The sequence below is a fragment of the Colwellia sp. SU-HH01217 genome (genome assembly GCF_057543495.1).
The window spans coordinates 127,766-143,698 of the sequence record NZ_BAAJLX010000002.1 but is presented as its reverse complement, the minus strand read 5'-3'; the positions used below and the strand labels follow the sequence as shown (position 1 = coordinate 143,698).

The following is a 15,933-nucleotide window of genomic DNA, read 5'->3' as shown; positions in this document are numbered from 1 at the left end:
GTCGTTTGGTTAAATTTTCAAAAAATTTCCATCTTAATTTTTCACATTGTTTACCTGAAGAACAAGTCGCTTTATGGTTAAGCCTTACTTCATTAAGGCGGGAAGAACCTGAGATAGATTCATTAATAATCGACTTGTCCAACGTCAAATATGAAACTATTTTACAAACACTTTTTCAATTAAATTTGTCAAAAGCAAAAGATTTTTTTTCTTCTCAGCCTCAAAAAACTATTGCGACTAGCTATTGTTTTTCCTCAGTATGTAATCAAATGACACATATTGGAGAGAGGTTTGAATTAGAAAATCAATATCAACATATAGCGTTAATATGGCAACCGCTAATGGTAACTAAAAACATATACTCTATTAGTGATTTTGACTCTTTTAATTTTCTTTTTGTTCCAGACTTTACTTTCAATCATGAGCTGTCATTTATATCAGCAATTTTTTTACCTGAAACTAACCACTTTCTATCATGGAACTTATCAGATAATACGGTAAAAATAGGATGCCCGCACGGTGTTGATATTTCGTTACCTGATACTTTATTTAAGTATGGTGGGGCTTTACAATTTGAATTTATTCTACAAGCTAAACCATATAAAGGCGATGATATTACCTTACCTCCATATTTACCAGAGTCACTTATTACTCATAACAGTGAGTTGATTTATTTGGTGCCAATGGGAATTCCCAAACTAGATAAGCTTCACAGGCTTTCAAGCGAGGTGAAATCTAACAAGCCTTGTATTGGTTATCACTTGTCTAACTGGGAAATCGAGAGTGAGTATGTAAGGAAGAATGTCAGTAATACCGTCTTGAGTTTAACTCAAAATTTTCCGGAGTTTGACATTTTAATCAGACCTTTTCCTGGAGATATACAACGGACAGAGTTAAAGAAACAGTTAGCACCGTTTGTTGATCACCCAAGAGTCAAAATTAGTTTAGCTAGCTCGTATGTAGAAGACTACGCGAATATAAATATACTAGTAACGCATCGAGAAAATACGGGCCATAACTTCGCTTTGGGTACTGGACGTCCAATCATCACATTGCTTCAGAACTCTAAAAACCAAATAACTCAAACAGATTTAGGTTATCAGGTAAACGATTTAGCAAGTTTGATAAAGCAGTTGAGTTATTGCATAAAATCAATGGAAAATGAGCAAAATAGAATTAGTGCTTATGCTAATTCAGTAATATTTAATTTAGGTCATAGTCTAGATTATTTAGTGGAAAATTTTGACCTTATTATTAATAGGAAAAATCAGAAGTCTTGGCCTAGGTTAGCGTTAAAACATGAAGATGATATAAATAATAATATCGAAAAGAGCATAAAAAGATGTATGAAAGATAGGATTCCTTTTATTCATTTGGCTTTAGCTGCAGTTGAAAAATACCCTAAAATTGCTCAGTTTAATTACTTTGCAGCAATGTCATATTCTAATTCGCCAGAGCCAAGCGAGCATCAATATTACTACTTACATTGGTATATGGCTCTTAAATATTTTAAACGTGCTATCACTTTAGAAAGTAAACAAGATAAAAGTTTATTAATTAAATTGCATAAATGGTATTTTCAGTTTTATGCTCGATATTTACAGGGAATTACCGCTCATTTTGATGAAACTCATTTAGAAATTTACCAACTTATAAATGAATTAAATAAGGAGGAATATCAAAAAAAGCATTTACACGTTTTAGAGAAGTTAGAAATTAACATTGATGATATTTTAGTGGAATCTACTACATTTAACGTTCTAAAACTGATTCAAGCAATACCTAATAATAATCAAGCTATTTATTTATATGGTGCAGGAGAGATAGCTAAGGATGTCATTTATTATTTAGAGCAACTCACTAATCTACAAATAATAAGTGTTTTTGATAAAAATAGTAATCAAATTAAATCACAAATAATGGGACATACTGTTCATCAAATAGAGAAAAATACGCATTATAAATATCCCATTATTATTTGTTCATTGGCTTTTGGTTCAGAGATTGAAGCTGAACTAAATAATTTATTTATAACGTTCCCTTTAATCATTAAGCTTTTTCAATAAGTAGGATTTAGCGTGTCTAAAACGATAAAAAATAGTCAACGAACTAAAGCCGAAATGCTTTCATATTTACAAGCTGAAGTACAATTGAGCTATATATTACCTTTAGTTAAGTTCACTTTAGCTCAGTGGAATGAAGAGCGTCATAAAGTTTTTAATCTTATTTCAAAGCTTAAAACGGAGCAGTTAGTGATTAGGTCTAGTGCTCAAGGTGAAGATACAAAAGGTCATTCATGTGCAGGGCAATACTTATCGTTGTTAAACATTGGAAATTATCCCGAGGCTATTGAAAAGGCAATAACTCAGGTTTTTTCATCTTATCAAGATAGTGATAGTAATCATCAAGTATTGATACAACCTTTACTCTTAGAACCTTTACTTTCAGGTGTTATTTTTACTCAAGAGCCTAATACAGCAAGTCCTTATTACATTATTAGTTACGATGATACTAGTCAACGAACAGATACTATTACCTCAGGTGAAAGTAATGATATTAAAGTGGAATATGTATCCCATTTTTTTAACAGTAAAGACACTTGGCAAGCCAATCTAATACTAGCCTGTAATGAAATACAGACTTTACTAAATCAAAAAAGTTTGGATATTGAATTTGCAATTGACCGAACAGGCGCAGTATGCATTTTTCAAGTAAGAGAGTTACAAGTAACTAGCGATAACCAGTTAAGTTCAGAATTACATCAATTAGAACTCAATTGCATTCAAAATAAAGTAGAACGCTTATCTCAACCACACCCTTATCTATTGGGAAAAAAATCTATATTTGGCGTTATGCCTGATTGGAATCCCGCTGAAATTATTGGCATAAAACCACGACCATTAGCACTCTCCTTATATAAAGAGTTAATTACTGATGATGTTTGGTCTCATCAACGTACTAATTATCATTACCGAAATGTTAAAGATTTTCCTTTGATGATTATGCTAGGCGGCACTCCTTATATTGATGTTAGGCTTAGTTTAAATTCGTTTATACCTCGCACGCTAGATAGAACGATTGCTGAGAAACTTGTTAATTATTATGTTGATAAACTAACGGAAAACCCACAACTGCACGATAAAATAGAGTTTTCGATTGTTTATTCATCTTTTACTTTTGATATTGAAAAACAGCTCTCTAGCTTGTTAGCTAACGGGTTTAACAATAATGAAATTTCACAAATTCAATCATCGCTACTTGAATTAACTAAAAACCTTATTGAGAGTCCACAAAGTATTTGGCAAGAAGATATAGCAAAAATTACTCAGCTCCAAAGTAAGCAAAAAGAAGTGCAGTTAAGTCACTTAAATAGCGTTGAAAAAATTTATTGGATGCTAACTGATTGTAGAAACTTTGGCACGCTTCCTTTTGCTGGCTTAGCTCGAACAGGCTTTATTGCTATGCAAATCTTAACGTCATTATTAAGTGTGTCTATATTTTCCAAAGCACGTTATCAAGAGTTTTTAAACTCGATTGAAACGGTAAGCTCTCAAATGATGACAGATTTTAATATCCTCGATAAAAGTGATTTTCTATTTAAATATGGCCATTTACGCCCTGGTACTTATGACATAATGTCTCAACGTTATGACGAACAACCTGATTTATATTTTGATTGGGGTAAGAAAAACGTAAAAGGTTTACAGGTTAAAAAAAAGTGCTTCACTTTAACTGGAAAAGAAAAAAACAATATTAACACTTTGCTGATTCAGTATGGGTTTTCATTAGATGCGCAAGGATTGATGGATTTTATAAAAACGGCTATTGAAAAGCGGGAGCTAGGAAAATTTGTCTTTACGAAAAGTTTAAGTGATTGTTTCTTGTTAATTGAAAAACTGGGTAATAAACTAGGTTTTTCAAGGGAAGATATGTCATATATCGATGTGAAAGATCTCTTCAAACTTTATGCTAATTCATATAGTGCTCAAACCACTATTGCTAGCTCTATTTCATTGGGAAAAAGTCAGCATTGTGCTTCTCAAACAATACATCTACCCTCACTTATTCTAGATAAGCAACAAACATATAATTATACGTTGATGCATGAAGAGCCTAACTTTATTACTCTTAACACTATTTCAGGTCGTGTTTGTAAACTCAATCAATTAAAGCAACAAAATATGAGCGGTTGTATTGTTTTTATTGAATCTGCTGATCCCGGTTTCGATTGGATTTTTTCGAAAAATATTCTTGCTTTTGTTACAAAATATGGTGGTTGTAATTCACATATGGCTATTCGGGCTGCTGAGTTAAATATGCCTGCTGTTATCGGGTGTGGAAGTACATTATTTAATCAGTGGGCAGAATCAACAATTTTAACCATAGATTGTTCAAATAAAAAAGTAGATAAACGATGAGCGGAAATATCTTATTAACGCAACGAATTGATCATGTGGCAGATCGCCATGAGTGGCGAGATTCAATCGATAGAAGGTGGTTAACTTTGGTTGAACAAGCGGGTTATATGCCTATAGTTGCTTCGAATATCGGTAGTGGAATAGAAACCTACGTGAATTCATTAGATATCAAAGGAGTTATATTTACTGGAGGCAACAGTCTATTAAATTATGGTGGTGATGCGAAAATTCGAGATATTACCGAAAAGTGTTTATTGAATTTGGCCATTAAGAAAAAATTACCAGTACTAGGTGTTTGTCGGGGTATGCAGTTGATTCAAGATAAATGGCAAACTCAGCTTGTGCAACTTAATGGACACATTCAAAGAGAGCAAACCGTTATGATTAATAACAGTGCAGAGCAAGTTAATAGTTACCATCAATGGGGAAGTTTTGAAGCAACTCAAGATTTTAATATCTTTGCAGTATCAATGGATAATGTAGTTAAAGGTATTAAACACAATGAACTGCCCATAACGGCTATTATGTGGCACCCCGAAAGAATAGAACCATTTAGAGAGCAAGACATTATGTTACTCAAAGCGTTGTTTAATTAATGAATATTGTAATATTAGCGGCAGGAACGGGTTCTCGCCTTTTACATCATACTGACAATACGCCGAAAGCACTTGTTCAACTCGGTGGTACGCCATTATTGGAATATCAATTAAGAGTCTTTGAAAAACTAGGTTTGTCGAAAGTACATATTGTGTCAGGTTACATGAAAGAGCAGTTTGAAAAATACGATATATATCAATATGTTAATTGTGAATATCAGCAATCCAATATGTTGTATTCATTAATGAAAGCTAAAGCTTTATTCAATAAAGAAGAAGATTTGATTATTAGTTACTCAGATATCGTTTACGAGCCAGAAATTCTAACGGCTCTAATCAAAAAAGAGGGAGATATTGTTGTATCAGCAGATAAAGACTGGCAGCTTTTATGGGACTTACGAATGGAAGATCCTATTCAAGATGCTGAATCTTTTAAATACGATGATAAAAGTAATGTTACAGAGCTTGGTCAACCGCTGACAGATCTTTCAAGTGCTCAGGCCCAATATATTGGACTAATTAAAATTTCAGCTAAGAGTTTACCTAAGGCTTTACAAGCGTTTGAATCACTGGGGCTTCATCAAACTAAAAATATGTATTTAACCGATTTTATTCAACATCTAATAAAAATTGAAATGAAAGTTACTGCTAGCTTTCACCAAAGAGGGTGGTTAGAGGTAGATACCGTTGAAGATTTAAGTGCTTATGAAGAACTAATAAAACAAAGAGATTACAACACACTAGGTGTTAGTGGTAAGCTCTTTCAATAGATTGACACCATCCCAGATATGATTAAATGCTAATGCCGTTCCTAAATGTGTATAGCGTTTATAATGTTTATTATTTATTGACTTAAATAGGTTACTGTCGATACCGGAATAACTAATCGTTTGTAGTTTTTCATGTAGAGGCAATTGAGCGATATCATCTATATCTTGCACCAGTAACAAGCCATTACCTTGGTGATTAATGAGGTGTTTAGGAGTTATACTATTAAGGCGAATGTGTGCTAATTGACTGCTAGATTGATTAGCCATTACCTGATTGTCGCTAAGTAGTAATAATTCTTGCAAGTTGATCTGTCTTTCTACTTGGTGGCTAATATTAAAACCCTCTGAACTTTTGATTAAAGTGCATAGCTCATGGTAGAAGTCTCTTTGTAAAGAGTTAGATGTATTTAACCAAAATAAAGCTTTTGGTGACGAACAAGCTTGCTGGTTAAAAGGTAAAAAATCGGCAATAAAGGCGCTTGCCACTTTTCTAATATTATCTTCTTCATTGAGCTGACAAACCGCGATAGAAAACCTGTCAGGAAAGCTTAGCTGTTTAGTTGTTGGCTCAATTATCGATATCGCCTTTATGGCAGAGTCTCCGCCCCATATCACGCGCAAATCACACCACTGGCTAAAGGTTGCTGTTGTTGAAGTATCTATTGCTGAATATTCAACAATTGAAACTAACGCAGGCATTACTTTAGGATGTTTAGTCTGCAAAAACTGTTGAAGTAACTGTATAAGTAAACGGCATATTTTGCCACTTCGCTCACTTATACGCACAATGTTTTGATTGCCTGAAAGCATGGAAAGTAAAAGTGAGTAGAAAAATACGGTATCAACATTGGCAGGGGCAATATGAAACACCTTTCCAATAGGTTCCCTAGCAGCTGAACTCGTTAACTTTTTAAAGTCTGACGTTATGGAAAGTAAGTTTGATTTTCGGCACCAAAAGGCGAGAGCAACTAACTCAGGCTGCTCTTTACAGGCTTTTTTCGAGAGTAGAAACTCTGAAAATTGAGCGACTTCAGCAATTATCGATTCGTGCCAAGGTGGAAAATCATCAGTTTGCTCGTTATTTAGCTTCACATCATTTTCAATAGCATGCTGTGGTGCTTTGATATGGCAAATAACATTCGATAATGACGCTAAATTAAGAGAATGTGTCACTGCAACCTCTCTTTTCAGCCAAAGGCACACGTCCTTGTACGATAAAGTATTTACCCTTTCGCCCACATGGACAATCATCTTCTCCGATGATCATGCCAAGATCTTCAGTTAATAAACAATGACCAGGATAACTGTGAGCAATAATAGAATTAACCTGAATTAAGCCGAGCTCTTGAGTATCTGCCAAGGATAAATCGCTTGGCCGACGAATTAAAATATCCGCCCAAATTGGCGTGTGTAAATAACCATGCTCGCACTCAATATGAATGGTGCCAGTTTGCTCCACCATACCGTAATAGTCGTGGATATTAATATTTCCTAAGCACGCTTGTATCACCCTTTTAAAGGTTTGCTTAGTTACTGCATGGTCGAGCATCTTCTTCCAACCACCGCCATGAATTAATATTGCTTGAGGCAGATTAAAAGTGAGGTTTTTATCTATTAATGCTTGGATAAATTTTTGCCAAACAATAGCTGTAAAACCAAAAAGTAATATTTTATCTTGCTGATATTTTTCAAAAAATTTTGTCACAACTTCAACATTAAGCTGCATATCGTCATCTAATGCATAATGATGATCTCGACCAAACATCGAAAACCCATTAATTCCTGCGGCTCGTGCAGTCATTGCTGTACTTTTTTTTGAAGTAGTAGGCGCATCAATAATTAGCATAGGTAGTCGCGCTTTTCCTAACCAGTGTTGTAGCGTTTTTACTAACACTTTACTTTGTAATTTCGCGGTATCGGTATCCAATATTATGGTGGAAGGGCTGCCAGTTGTGCCCGAAGAGTTCAGGGTTTTATAATGATTTTCTGCAGAGATACTCGACAAACTATGTTCTTTAAAGTGCCGTACGGCAAAAGGGGGAATATCACTTGCGTGATTGAGCGAGCTTGCTGCTGAATGCGCATTAATAAACCTGCTGTATAGCAAACAGTTTTCTTGATGGTGCGCTGTAAGCTCAAGTAGGTGTTGCTCAAGAAGTGTTTGTTTTTGCTGACAAGTGTATTGGTAAATCGCTAAGTCGGCTAATTCACTAGGGTTAACTTTTGTTAGATGCGATTGCTCAATCATTTAATGCCCTATAATCTATCTTGCCATTAGTCAGTAATGGAAAAGCAGTTAAGTAGTGAAGTGTAATATAGTGGCTATTCAATCGAGTAAATTTAGTTGTTTCCTCTAGCAACTTCAAATGTTTATTATTGCTAATAACTTGCTCATTTTTTTCGACTAGAAGGTGTATCTTTAATTGGTCATCAAGCCCTGTTACTACCAAAGGGTATTGATAAAATGCGTTTAAATGTTGCTCTACTTCATCAAGGTTTACTCGTTTTCCCACAACTTTAATGATCCGTTTAATACGCCCTATAATTTTAAAGTCGCCGTCTAAATCAAATTCTGCAACATCGCCAGTAGCTAACCAGTTAGGGCATTCAGCTTCCGATAACTCTGTGCTATTTAACGCATAACCGATAAAAACATTTGCACCTTGATAACATAACTCGCCAGCTTGATTAGGTTGGTTAATTTTATTGTTATTCTTATCTAATAAAAACAACTCACCATTAGGGATCGCTTGGCCAATAAATGTGGGTTTAGTGGAGGCTTTGCTTGGCGGCAAAAAAGCCATTCGTGCGGTAGCCTCTGTTTGTCCGTACATTAAATATAAATCTTGTTTATGTTGTTCACAAAACTGCGTTAATAACTGACAGTCAGTTGCTGCTATTTTGCCACCAGCACAGGCGAAATACTTAATAGTAGTTAACGGTAATCGTTTTAAATTCAGCTTGTTTAATAAGGAGAAACTAAAAGGAACACCATAAAAGGCTGTGATGGAAAAATTGTTAAACACTTGCCAAAAGCGCTTTTCTAAAGGATTAGCATTACTCAATATTAGTGAAGCGCCAACAGATAAATGGCTATGCAGCAGCGAAAGACCAAAACTGTAATGCAAAGGCAAAGTGGTCATTACAGTGTCACTGGCTGAAATAGGTAAATACTGACAAATAGCTTGGCAATTTGCCGTTAAGTTATCATAACTTAATTTAACCATTTTTGAGCTGCCAGTAGACCCGCTTGTCGATAACAATAACGCTAAAGTAGGGTGTAAATTAATCGCTTCTTTTGAACGCCAGCTTATTTGCCTTTTATGAATTAATCCATTGACTTTATATTGCGCTAAAATTTCGTGGTGGCGTTCGTCAGGGTCCTCTTTATCGAGTAATAGTATAACGTGTTGAGCTCGAAGCAATGCAAGATAAGCAATGACAAAGTCAAGTGAGTTATCGGCGATTAACGCTATAAGTTGACGTTGGCGGGGGAGTGAAGTGATAAAGGCATTTATTTGTTGATTAAGCGCAGAATAACTTAAACTCGTTTGAGTTTGCTCGTCGATAATTTTACCAGAGTATTCAGCTAGTTGCGTTGTCCAAAATGTGCTGGCTGTATCTGTCATTACAATGTAAGACCTGCATCAACCGCTAGAATTTGTCCGGTAATATAACTGGCTTGTTGTGAAGTTAAAAAGCCAATGGCGTTGGCGACATCTTCTGCTTGGCCAAGTTTTTTTAAGCACGTTGCTTGGCTAAGTATATGGCGTTGTTCAGGTGAGTAGTCGCTTACTAAAGGTGTTTCAATAAAGCCAGGTGCAACCGCATTAATACGAATATTAAAGCTGCCTAGCTCCTTAGCTAAACTTTTTACCATACCGTGCAAACCAGATTTTGCAGCACTATAAAGGACTTGCCCTGCAGCTCCTTGATTTGCAGCCACAGAGCTAACAAAAACCATAGTCCCTTGTTTATTTCTTAGCATTAAACGGCTAGCAAGTTGCGCTAATAATAAAGACGACTTTAAGTGAAGATTAAATTGTTGGTCAATCTCGTCTTCTCTTATCATTGCTAAAGAGCCTTGAACCAAATTGCCGGCGCAATGCACTAACTTATCTAACCCTTTAAAAGTTTTGTTAATTTTTTGGAATAATGGCTTAATAGTCGCGCTATCGTTAAGATCGCCAACATAGTAAGTACAATTTATTTGATAGCGTTGCGTTAATTCATCACAGAGACGAATGAGCTTTTCTTCATTTCGACCGGTGAGCATTAACTGGCAACCTTTGTTAGCAAACCAATGGGCACAAGCATTGCCAATACCACTACTAGCTCCTGTAATTAACACGCTCTGGTTCATTGCTTTCCTCAAATGTTAGCTAAACGCTATGTCATATTTTGTCAGAATCTCTTTTGCTTTAGCGTATGAACTCATATCAATAATATCGTCTGTATCGAGCATAATATCGAACTGATTTTCCAATGCGGCAATTAACACCATATGGGCCGTGGAATCCCATTTTGCATGTTGTGCATAACTAAGGGAGTCGTTAATCTCGCTTTCAGGAATTTCTAACGCGTTAATAAAGGCATTACTTAGTAAAGTACTGTTAACTAAAGTTTTGCTAGGTTGCTCTGTTGACAAGCTTATTTCCTCTGGATAAAAACTGTTTAAGGGATTTTGTAGTCTTATGATAGTTATCGGCCGTTAAGCTAATTGCTATAAATCCATTTTCTTCTGGTGCTAATTGATAGCCAAGTTGTTGATTATATTTCAGTGCAGCAAAATTGTCTGCCCTAACTTTAGAGGATAATCGTTTTAATTTTAACTGTTCAAAAGCTAGGTCGTTAATGACCAATGAAGGAGCAAAAGCAACTATGTTGCCTTTATAGTTTTCATTGGCAATATAAAGGCCAACTTCGCCATTTTCATGATCTTGTGTTTGCCCCACGGTTTGTATAGTTTTAATATTTATAACGCCAATGGCATCATTTTTATAATAAATAACAAAGTGTTGTTCAGATTTTTTACTTGATAAAGCATTAAACCATTGTTGGTGTTGTTCAAAAGAAATTAACTTTTGGTCAACCATTTGCTCTCGAATGCTTTTCTCGTTACGCCAATTAAACAATAACGCTAAGTCTTGTTGTGCTACAGGTAATAACTTTACCGAATACCCTGTTAATGTAGAACCGTTAAGCTGGCTATGCATATTATTCATAACTCTTTTGCTGTACGTGTTGATTTATCTGAGAAATTTGAGGAGTGTTCGTTAAAAAATCGATAATTTCATGAGCACTTGCTTGGATTATATTTTTAGGAAATTGAGTGATAAGTTGTTTAACTAATTCAAAATCAGCAGGCTCATCAACGCATAACCTGAGCTTTGCAGGAGGTAATGATGTTAATAACGAAGAGTCGCTGTCAGCTTTAGCATAGCTAATACTCTGGCAGGGGTATTGCTGTTGATGCTGATAAAAATATGGCGTAACGTGCTCTTGTTGAAAAGCAGTAGAAGCTTGATAAAACGCTTGAGTTAATGCAGCCATACTAAAAATTTCCGCATCAAAGCCACGTGGGTAAGATTGTATATCGATATTAGAAATAGCGATGTTTTTATTGGCAGTATGTTGTTCAATAAGTTGATCAATTAATTCAGGAGCAACTAGTGGACAATCGCTGGTTAAACGGATAATTAAATCATTCTCTGTTGCATTAAAGGCAAGGGCAGTATGATAAAATCGGCTCAAAACGTTGTTTTCGTCACCACAATAAAACTTTATCTGATGTTGGTGACAAAAGTGAACGATAGCGCTATCGGCTGCATTATTTGTGGTCGCGATAATGTATTGGTCAACTAACTTAGCCTGTTTAATTCGCTCAACCTGATAGTGCAACAACGTTTTATCTTTTATTGTTTTTAACACTTTTTTAGGCAGACGAGTTGACCCCAATCTGGCTTGGCTAATACAAAAAACTTTCATCGTTTAATTTCTTCTACAATATGTTCAAAGCTTAATGCAGTTCCTGCCTTTAAATTAGTGTTAGCTGTACTTTTAACAACCTGCTCAAGATATCTTGGGTGCAACCCTAAGCCAGGACGTACAGATTTTATATTCTGCTCGGTAAAGTATTCGCCTGCTTTTATGTCGCTTGAAATATATAAGGAGCGTCGAAAATTTTTATTATCGACTTCACTACTTTTTAGCTGGTAATTAACTTGACCTAGTGCTTGCCAAGCGTTGTTAGATTCTTTTACTAGTCTAGAAAACTGACTGGGGGATAAAGAAAATTTAGCATCTACACTGTCATCATTTTCGACTAAGGTAAAATGTTTCTCAATAATGTTTGCACCTAAAGCAACTGCGGTAATTGCGGTGGTATCTTCAATGGTATGATCGCTTAAGCCTATTGGTAACTGATAGTGGCTTTTCAGATCGGTAATGGTATTTAAATGGCAATCGCTAATTGGCGCAGGATAACCACTAACACAGTGTAAAATTGCAAGCTGTTTGCCGCCGCCATCTCTAATGGCTTGAACCGCCTCATCTATTTCATCTTTAGTTGCCATGCCGGTCGACATAATAATTGGCTTTGCTGTAGATGCCGCATATTGAAGCAATTTAATATCGGTTATTTCAAAAGAGGCTATTTTGTACGCTGGGCAATTTAATTCTTCTAATAAATCAATCGCGCTACAATCAAAAGGTGATGAAAACAAAGTAACACCTAAAGTACGCGCTTTTTCAAACAATTGAGCATGCCATTCCCAAGGGGTATGTGCTTCTTGGTATAAATCGTAAAGTGTTCGTCCTTGCCATAAACCTTGTGTAAGACAAAACTCGGGACCATCATGATTTAATGTAATAGTGTCGGGGCGGTAAGTCTGAATTTTAATGGCATTAACACCTGTTAATGCGGCTTGTTCAATTAAGGTTAGTGCGCGCTCAAGTGAGCACTTGTGGTTACCTGATAACTCTGCAATTAAATACGGCGGACAGTTTTCTCCAATTAAGGTGTTGTTAATAGAGAATACTTTCTTAAAGGCTGATGAGTTGGTCATATATTATTTATTCGCCATTTTAGTGTTTTAAGTGTTGTTCAATTGCTGCAATTACTCGCTGACTGCCTAAACCGTCAATCGCGTGTTGCAGCTTCGTCGACATAGCTTCTCTTTGATTTTCTTGTTGCCACAGCTCAATGCAGACTAATGATATTTGATTTAAAGTTTTATCTTGTTGAGTTTTTTGCAACAAAGATACCAATTGTTGTTGATTGTCGTAATTTCTTAAATCATAACCTAAATAGCCCGGACCATTCATGGGAGAGTGCAGTGCTGAAATTTGATTATCGACAATGCATAAAGCAACAGCTGGAACCCCTAATAATGCCAGCTCATATAATGTGCCACCAGCTGTAGTGATTGCCATTCCTGCCTGCGACATTAAATCAGACATGTCGGTTATGTTGCGATGAATAGTTAAATAAGGATAATTTGAGTTAAGTTGTCTTAGCTGTGTTTCATCAATTTTTGTCATGCTACCAACGACAAGATCTATCGGTAAATTATTGTTTTTTTCTAATAAACACTCTGTCAATGGTAGGCTCAGTCCCTTAATATCAGAGTCGCCTAAGGTAATTAAAAGTCGTTGTCGTTTTGAAAAATCGTTTAATAATAAGCGCTTGTGCAAAAATTCATGCCGAATAACTCGGTATTGTGCCCCTAAACACAACTGCGTTTTTGCAGAAGTAAAAAGGTAATCATTTGCAGTGATATTATCCGCACTATTAACGACAATGTTAGCGGCTATGTTAACAATTGTGCTCGATAAAAATGGCTGTTGATCAATTTGATCATCAAAATAAACAACAGGAATAGGTAGTTTTTTAATGTTTTTTTGTTCAATATCCGTTAGATAATAATCGTCGATAACAATTGCATGAGCTTTGTGAACAGTAACTTGTTCAGCTAAAGAAGTGTTTGTTAACTCAAAAATACTGAATCCTTCGTCAAGAATACGCCGAACGATTGCTTTGTTGCATTCACGAAAAATAAAAACAACTTGCCAACCACTTTTTTGAGCAACTTGAGCTAACGCTATTTGGCGCATAACATGACCACCGCCAATTACTGCTGAGCTATTAGCGTATATTAATAATGTTTGTTGCTCGTTTATATTTTTGAAAGTCGGTTTATTCATATCGCCTTAAAATATCATAATTTTAATCATGATCAGTAGTTTAGTTACTAGAAAATTATTCATGCTGCAAAAAAGCGCAATGAGTTGTTCACCAACAAGAAGCTTAAAGCAAAGTGGTCAAACAATAAGCCGAAAGGCGACTTTTAATTCCATTGGTCAATATAATGACGAAGAAGCGTCAATTTATTGTTGCTTATTTAAAATCTCTGGTTAGACTTTAAATTATCCATAATAAAAAGACTAACTCCAATATTATGCACGAATATAAACGTATTTTAGTGGTAGACGACAATGTTGAGAGACGGCAACAAATTGAAACCGTTTTATCCTTTGTCGGCGAACATTTTCAAGTGGGCTCTCAAGATAGCCTAGCTAGTATGCTAAAAGACAATCCTAATATACTGACGGTAATTTTGTGCGGTCAATTGTCAGAGCCAATGAGTCAATTGGTTAAACAGCAGCCTTCAATACCTTTTTTGTTGTTCGACATAGTTGATCAAGCTTCACTTTCAATGTGCGTTAATATTATTGGTGAGCTGCCGTTACCTCTTAATTATGCCAAACTTACTGAGTTGATCCATCACTGCCATCAGTATCACAATAAATTACCTTCTAAGCATAATAAAAATTTAAGCTCTAAAGCTTTGTTTCGCTCTTTGGTAGGAGTGAGCGATGCTATGAATCAAGTACGTTTTCTTATCGAACAGGTCGCAACCACACAAGCCAATGTGCTAGTTTTAGGTGAATCGGGCACGGGTAAAGAAGTGGTTGCTCGTAATATTCATGACTTGTCTGATCGGGCTAAAGGACCATTTGTACCGGTAAACTGTGGTGCTATTCCTGGTGATTTATTGGAAAGCGAGCTTTTTGGTCATGAAAAAGGAGCATTTACCGGCGCAATATCTACGCGAAAAGGCCGCTTTGAATTAGCCGAAGGTGGCACCTTATTTCTCGATGAAATAGGTGATATGCCACAACCGATGCAAGTTAAATTATTACGGGTTTTACAAGAGCGTACCTTTGAGCGCATAGGAGGTAGTAAAAGCATTAAAGCAGATGTACGAGTGATTGCCGCAACTCATCAAAATTTAGAAGAAATGATAACCTCGGGCGATTTTCGTGAAGATTTATATTACCGCCTTAATGTTTTTCCTATTGAAACACCGGCTTTAAGAGAACGTAAAGAAGACATTCCCTTATTATTAAAAGAGTTAATTTCTCGGTTTGAACAACAAAACACAGGTTCGGTTAGGTTTACTGACCAAGCCATAGAGTCATTACAAGAGCATCCTTGGCATGGCAACGTACGGGAATTATCAAACTTGATTGAGCGCATGATCATCATGTTCGGTGAACAAGTGGTTAATGTCAGTGAATTACCACAAAAATATCGACATATCGATGCCGAAGAGTACCAACCTGACTACCCCGAAGAGCTGTTAGAGCAAGATGTTATTAATGATCTGTTTGCCGGTTTTAATGAAGATGAAGAGGTTGACAGTAATACCGACTTTTCTCAATTTGATGAAGCTTTTGCAGGCGAGACAACTGATAGTGCAACTCAACAAGTTGATATATTACCTCCTGATGGCATTGTCCTTAAAGATTATTTAGCAGAACTAGAGGTTTCATTAATTAGTCAAGCTCTTGATAAAAATGAATGGGTGGTGGCGCGTGCTGCAGAATTGTTAGGCATGAGGCGGACCACGTTAGTTGAAAAAATGCGTAAGTATGATTTGCAAAAAGCTGTAGATTAACTTGCTGTTTGTATAAAGCAATAAAGTAAAATGCCAAATAAATGACGAATTGAATAGGCAAATTTTTTATTGTTTTACATTTTAATTATTTGATTTATAACGCTATTTTTATTGGCATACTTAATGCTTTAACTTAATTATATTTTATAATTGAGTATTTATGCCATGGCCATTGCATTACATTCTA

14 protein-coding genes are annotated in these 15,933 nt (G+C 35.7%); 5 read left to right on the top strand and 9 right to left on the bottom strand.

Annotation, left to right across the window (positions count from 1 at the left end):
• Window positions 1-5 precede the first annotated feature (5 nt).
• The 4 genes from AC27G3_RS03760 to AC27G3_RS03745 are packed head-to-tail and all read left to right on the top strand — an operon-like array spanning window position 6 to window position 5,784.
• A complete protein-coding gene (locus AC27G3_RS03760; protein ID WP_487118932.1) occupies window positions 6-2,066 on the top strand; it encodes a hypothetical protein in 2,061 nt (686 codons plus the stop codon).
• A gap of 12 nt (window positions 2,067-2,078) precedes the next feature.
• Window positions 2,079-4,418, top strand: a complete 2,340-nt coding sequence (locus tag AC27G3_RS03755; protein WP_487118930.1) for a PEP/pyruvate-binding domain-containing protein — start codon at window positions 2,079-2,081, stop codon at window positions 4,416-4,418.
• A complete protein-coding gene (locus tag AC27G3_RS03750; RefSeq protein WP_487118928.1) occupies window positions 4,415-5,014 on the top strand; it encodes a gamma-glutamyl-gamma-aminobutyrate hydrolase family protein in 600 nt (199 codons plus the stop codon). Before AC27G3_RS03755 ends, AC27G3_RS03750 begins: the two co-directional genes overlap by 4 nt.
• Complete coding sequence (locus tag AC27G3_RS03745) at window positions 5,014-5,784, top strand: phosphocholine cytidylyltransferase family protein (protein ID WP_487118926.1); 771 nt, start codon at window positions 5,014-5,016, stop codon at window positions 5,782-5,784. The genes AC27G3_RS03750 and AC27G3_RS03745 overlap by 1 nt, the downstream gene beginning before the upstream one ends.
• On the opposite strand, the gene AC27G3_RS03740 is transcribed toward AC27G3_RS03745, so the two are convergent.
• Genes AC27G3_RS03740 through pseG form a run of 9 tightly spaced genes read right to left on the bottom strand, consistent with a single transcriptional unit; the run spans window position 5,755 to window position 13,989 of the window.
• On the bottom strand, window positions 5,755-6,957 hold the full coding sequence (locus AC27G3_RS03740; RefSeq protein WP_487118924.1) for an acyl-CoA reductase: 1,203 nt from the start codon (window positions 6,955-6,957) through the stop codon (window positions 5,755-5,757). The two genes, AC27G3_RS03745 and AC27G3_RS03740, sit on opposite strands and share 30 nt — an antisense overlap.
• Window positions 6,941-8,032: a LuxE/PaaK family acyltransferase gene (locus tag AC27G3_RS03735; protein WP_487118922.1), complete on the bottom strand. Its 1,092-nt coding sequence runs from the start codon at window positions 8,030-8,032 to the stop codon at window positions 6,941-6,943. Before AC27G3_RS03735 ends, AC27G3_RS03740 begins: the two co-directional genes overlap by 17 nt.
• Complete coding sequence (locus AC27G3_RS03730; protein WP_487118920.1) at window positions 8,025-9,413, bottom strand: AMP-binding protein; 1,389 nt, start codon at window positions 9,411-9,413, stop codon at window positions 8,025-8,027. Before AC27G3_RS03730 ends, AC27G3_RS03735 begins: the two co-directional genes overlap by 8 nt.
• Entirely contained in the window at window positions 9,413-10,147 is a 735-nt protein-coding gene (locus AC27G3_RS03725; RefSeq protein ID WP_487118919.1) for an SDR family NAD(P)-dependent oxidoreductase, read from the bottom strand. Before AC27G3_RS03725 ends, AC27G3_RS03730 begins: the two co-directional genes overlap by 1 nt.
• A gap of 15 nt (window positions 10,148-10,162) precedes the next feature.
• Window positions 10,163-10,432, bottom strand: a complete 270-nt coding sequence (locus AC27G3_RS03720; protein ID WP_487118917.1) for an acyl carrier protein — start codon at window positions 10,430-10,432, stop codon at window positions 10,163-10,165.
• Window positions 10,413-11,009, bottom strand: coding sequence for a GNAT family N-acetyltransferase (locus AC27G3_RS03715; protein ID WP_487118915.1), 597 nt, complete (start codon window positions 11,007-11,009; stop codon window positions 10,413-10,415). Before AC27G3_RS03715 ends, AC27G3_RS03720 begins: the two co-directional genes overlap by 20 nt.
• Entirely contained in the window at window positions 11,002-11,772 is a 771-nt protein-coding gene (locus AC27G3_RS03710; protein WP_487118913.1) for a cytidylyltransferase domain-containing protein, read from the bottom strand. Before AC27G3_RS03710 ends, AC27G3_RS03715 begins: the two co-directional genes overlap by 8 nt.
• Window positions 11,769-12,851, bottom strand: a complete 1,083-nt coding sequence (pseI, locus tag AC27G3_RS03705) for a pseudaminic acid synthase (protein ID WP_487118911.1) — start codon at window positions 12,849-12,851, stop codon at window positions 11,769-11,771. Before pseI ends, AC27G3_RS03710 begins: the two co-directional genes overlap by 4 nt.
• A gap of 19 nt (window positions 12,852-12,870) precedes the next feature.
• Window positions 12,871-13,989, bottom strand: coding sequence for a UDP-2,4-diacetamido-2,4,6-trideoxy-beta-L-altropyranose hydrolase (pseG, locus tag AC27G3_RS03700; RefSeq protein ID WP_487118909.1), 1,119 nt, complete (start codon window positions 13,987-13,989; stop codon window positions 12,871-12,873).
• 254 nt (window positions 13,990-14,243) lie between these two features.
• Here pseG and AC27G3_RS03695 point away from each other — a divergent pair, with 254 nt between their 5' ends.
• Window positions 14,244-15,746 (top strand): sigma 54-interacting transcriptional regulator, encoded by a 1,503-nt coding sequence (locus tag AC27G3_RS03695; RefSeq protein WP_487118907.1) that lies wholly within the window; start codon window positions 14,244-14,246, stop codon window positions 15,744-15,746.
• Window positions 15,747-15,933: the final 187 nt, after the last annotated feature.

Coding starts and splice junctions, on each gene's coding strand:
- AC27G3_RS03745 (WP_487118926.1), top strand. CDS start 5,014: ATGAATATTGTAATATTAGCGGCAGGAACGGGTTCTCGCCTTTTACAT.
- AC27G3_RS03730 (WP_487118920.1), bottom strand. CDS start 9,413: ATGACAGATACAGCCAGCACATTTTGGACAACGCAACTAGCTGAATAC.
- AC27G3_RS03710 (WP_487118913.1), bottom strand. CDS start 11,772: ATGAAAGTTTTTTGTATTAGCCAAGCCAGATTGGGGTCAACTCGTCTG.
- AC27G3_RS03735 (WP_487118922.1), bottom strand. CDS start 8,032: ATGATTGAGCAATCGCATCTAACAAAAGTTAACCCTAGTGAATTAGCC.
- AC27G3_RS03715 (WP_487118915.1), bottom strand. CDS start 11,009: ATGAATAATATGCATAGCCAGCTTAACGGTTCTACATTAACAGGGTAT.
- AC27G3_RS03695 (WP_487118907.1), top strand. CDS start 14,244: ATGCACGAATATAAACGTATTTTAGTGGTAGACGACAATGTTGAGAGA.
- pseI (WP_487118911.1), bottom strand. CDS start 12,851: ATGACCAACTCATCAGCCTTTAAGAAAGTATTCTCTATTAACAACACC.
- pseG (WP_487118909.1), bottom strand. CDS start 13,989: ATGAATAAACCGACTTTCAAAAATATAAACGAGCAACAAACATTATTA.
- AC27G3_RS03725 (WP_487118919.1), bottom strand. CDS start 10,147: ATGAACCAGAGCGTGTTAATTACAGGAGCTAGTAGTGGTATTGGCAAT.
- AC27G3_RS03750 (WP_487118928.1), top strand. CDS start 4,415: ATGAGCGGAAATATCTTATTAACGCAACGAATTGATCATGTGGCAGAT.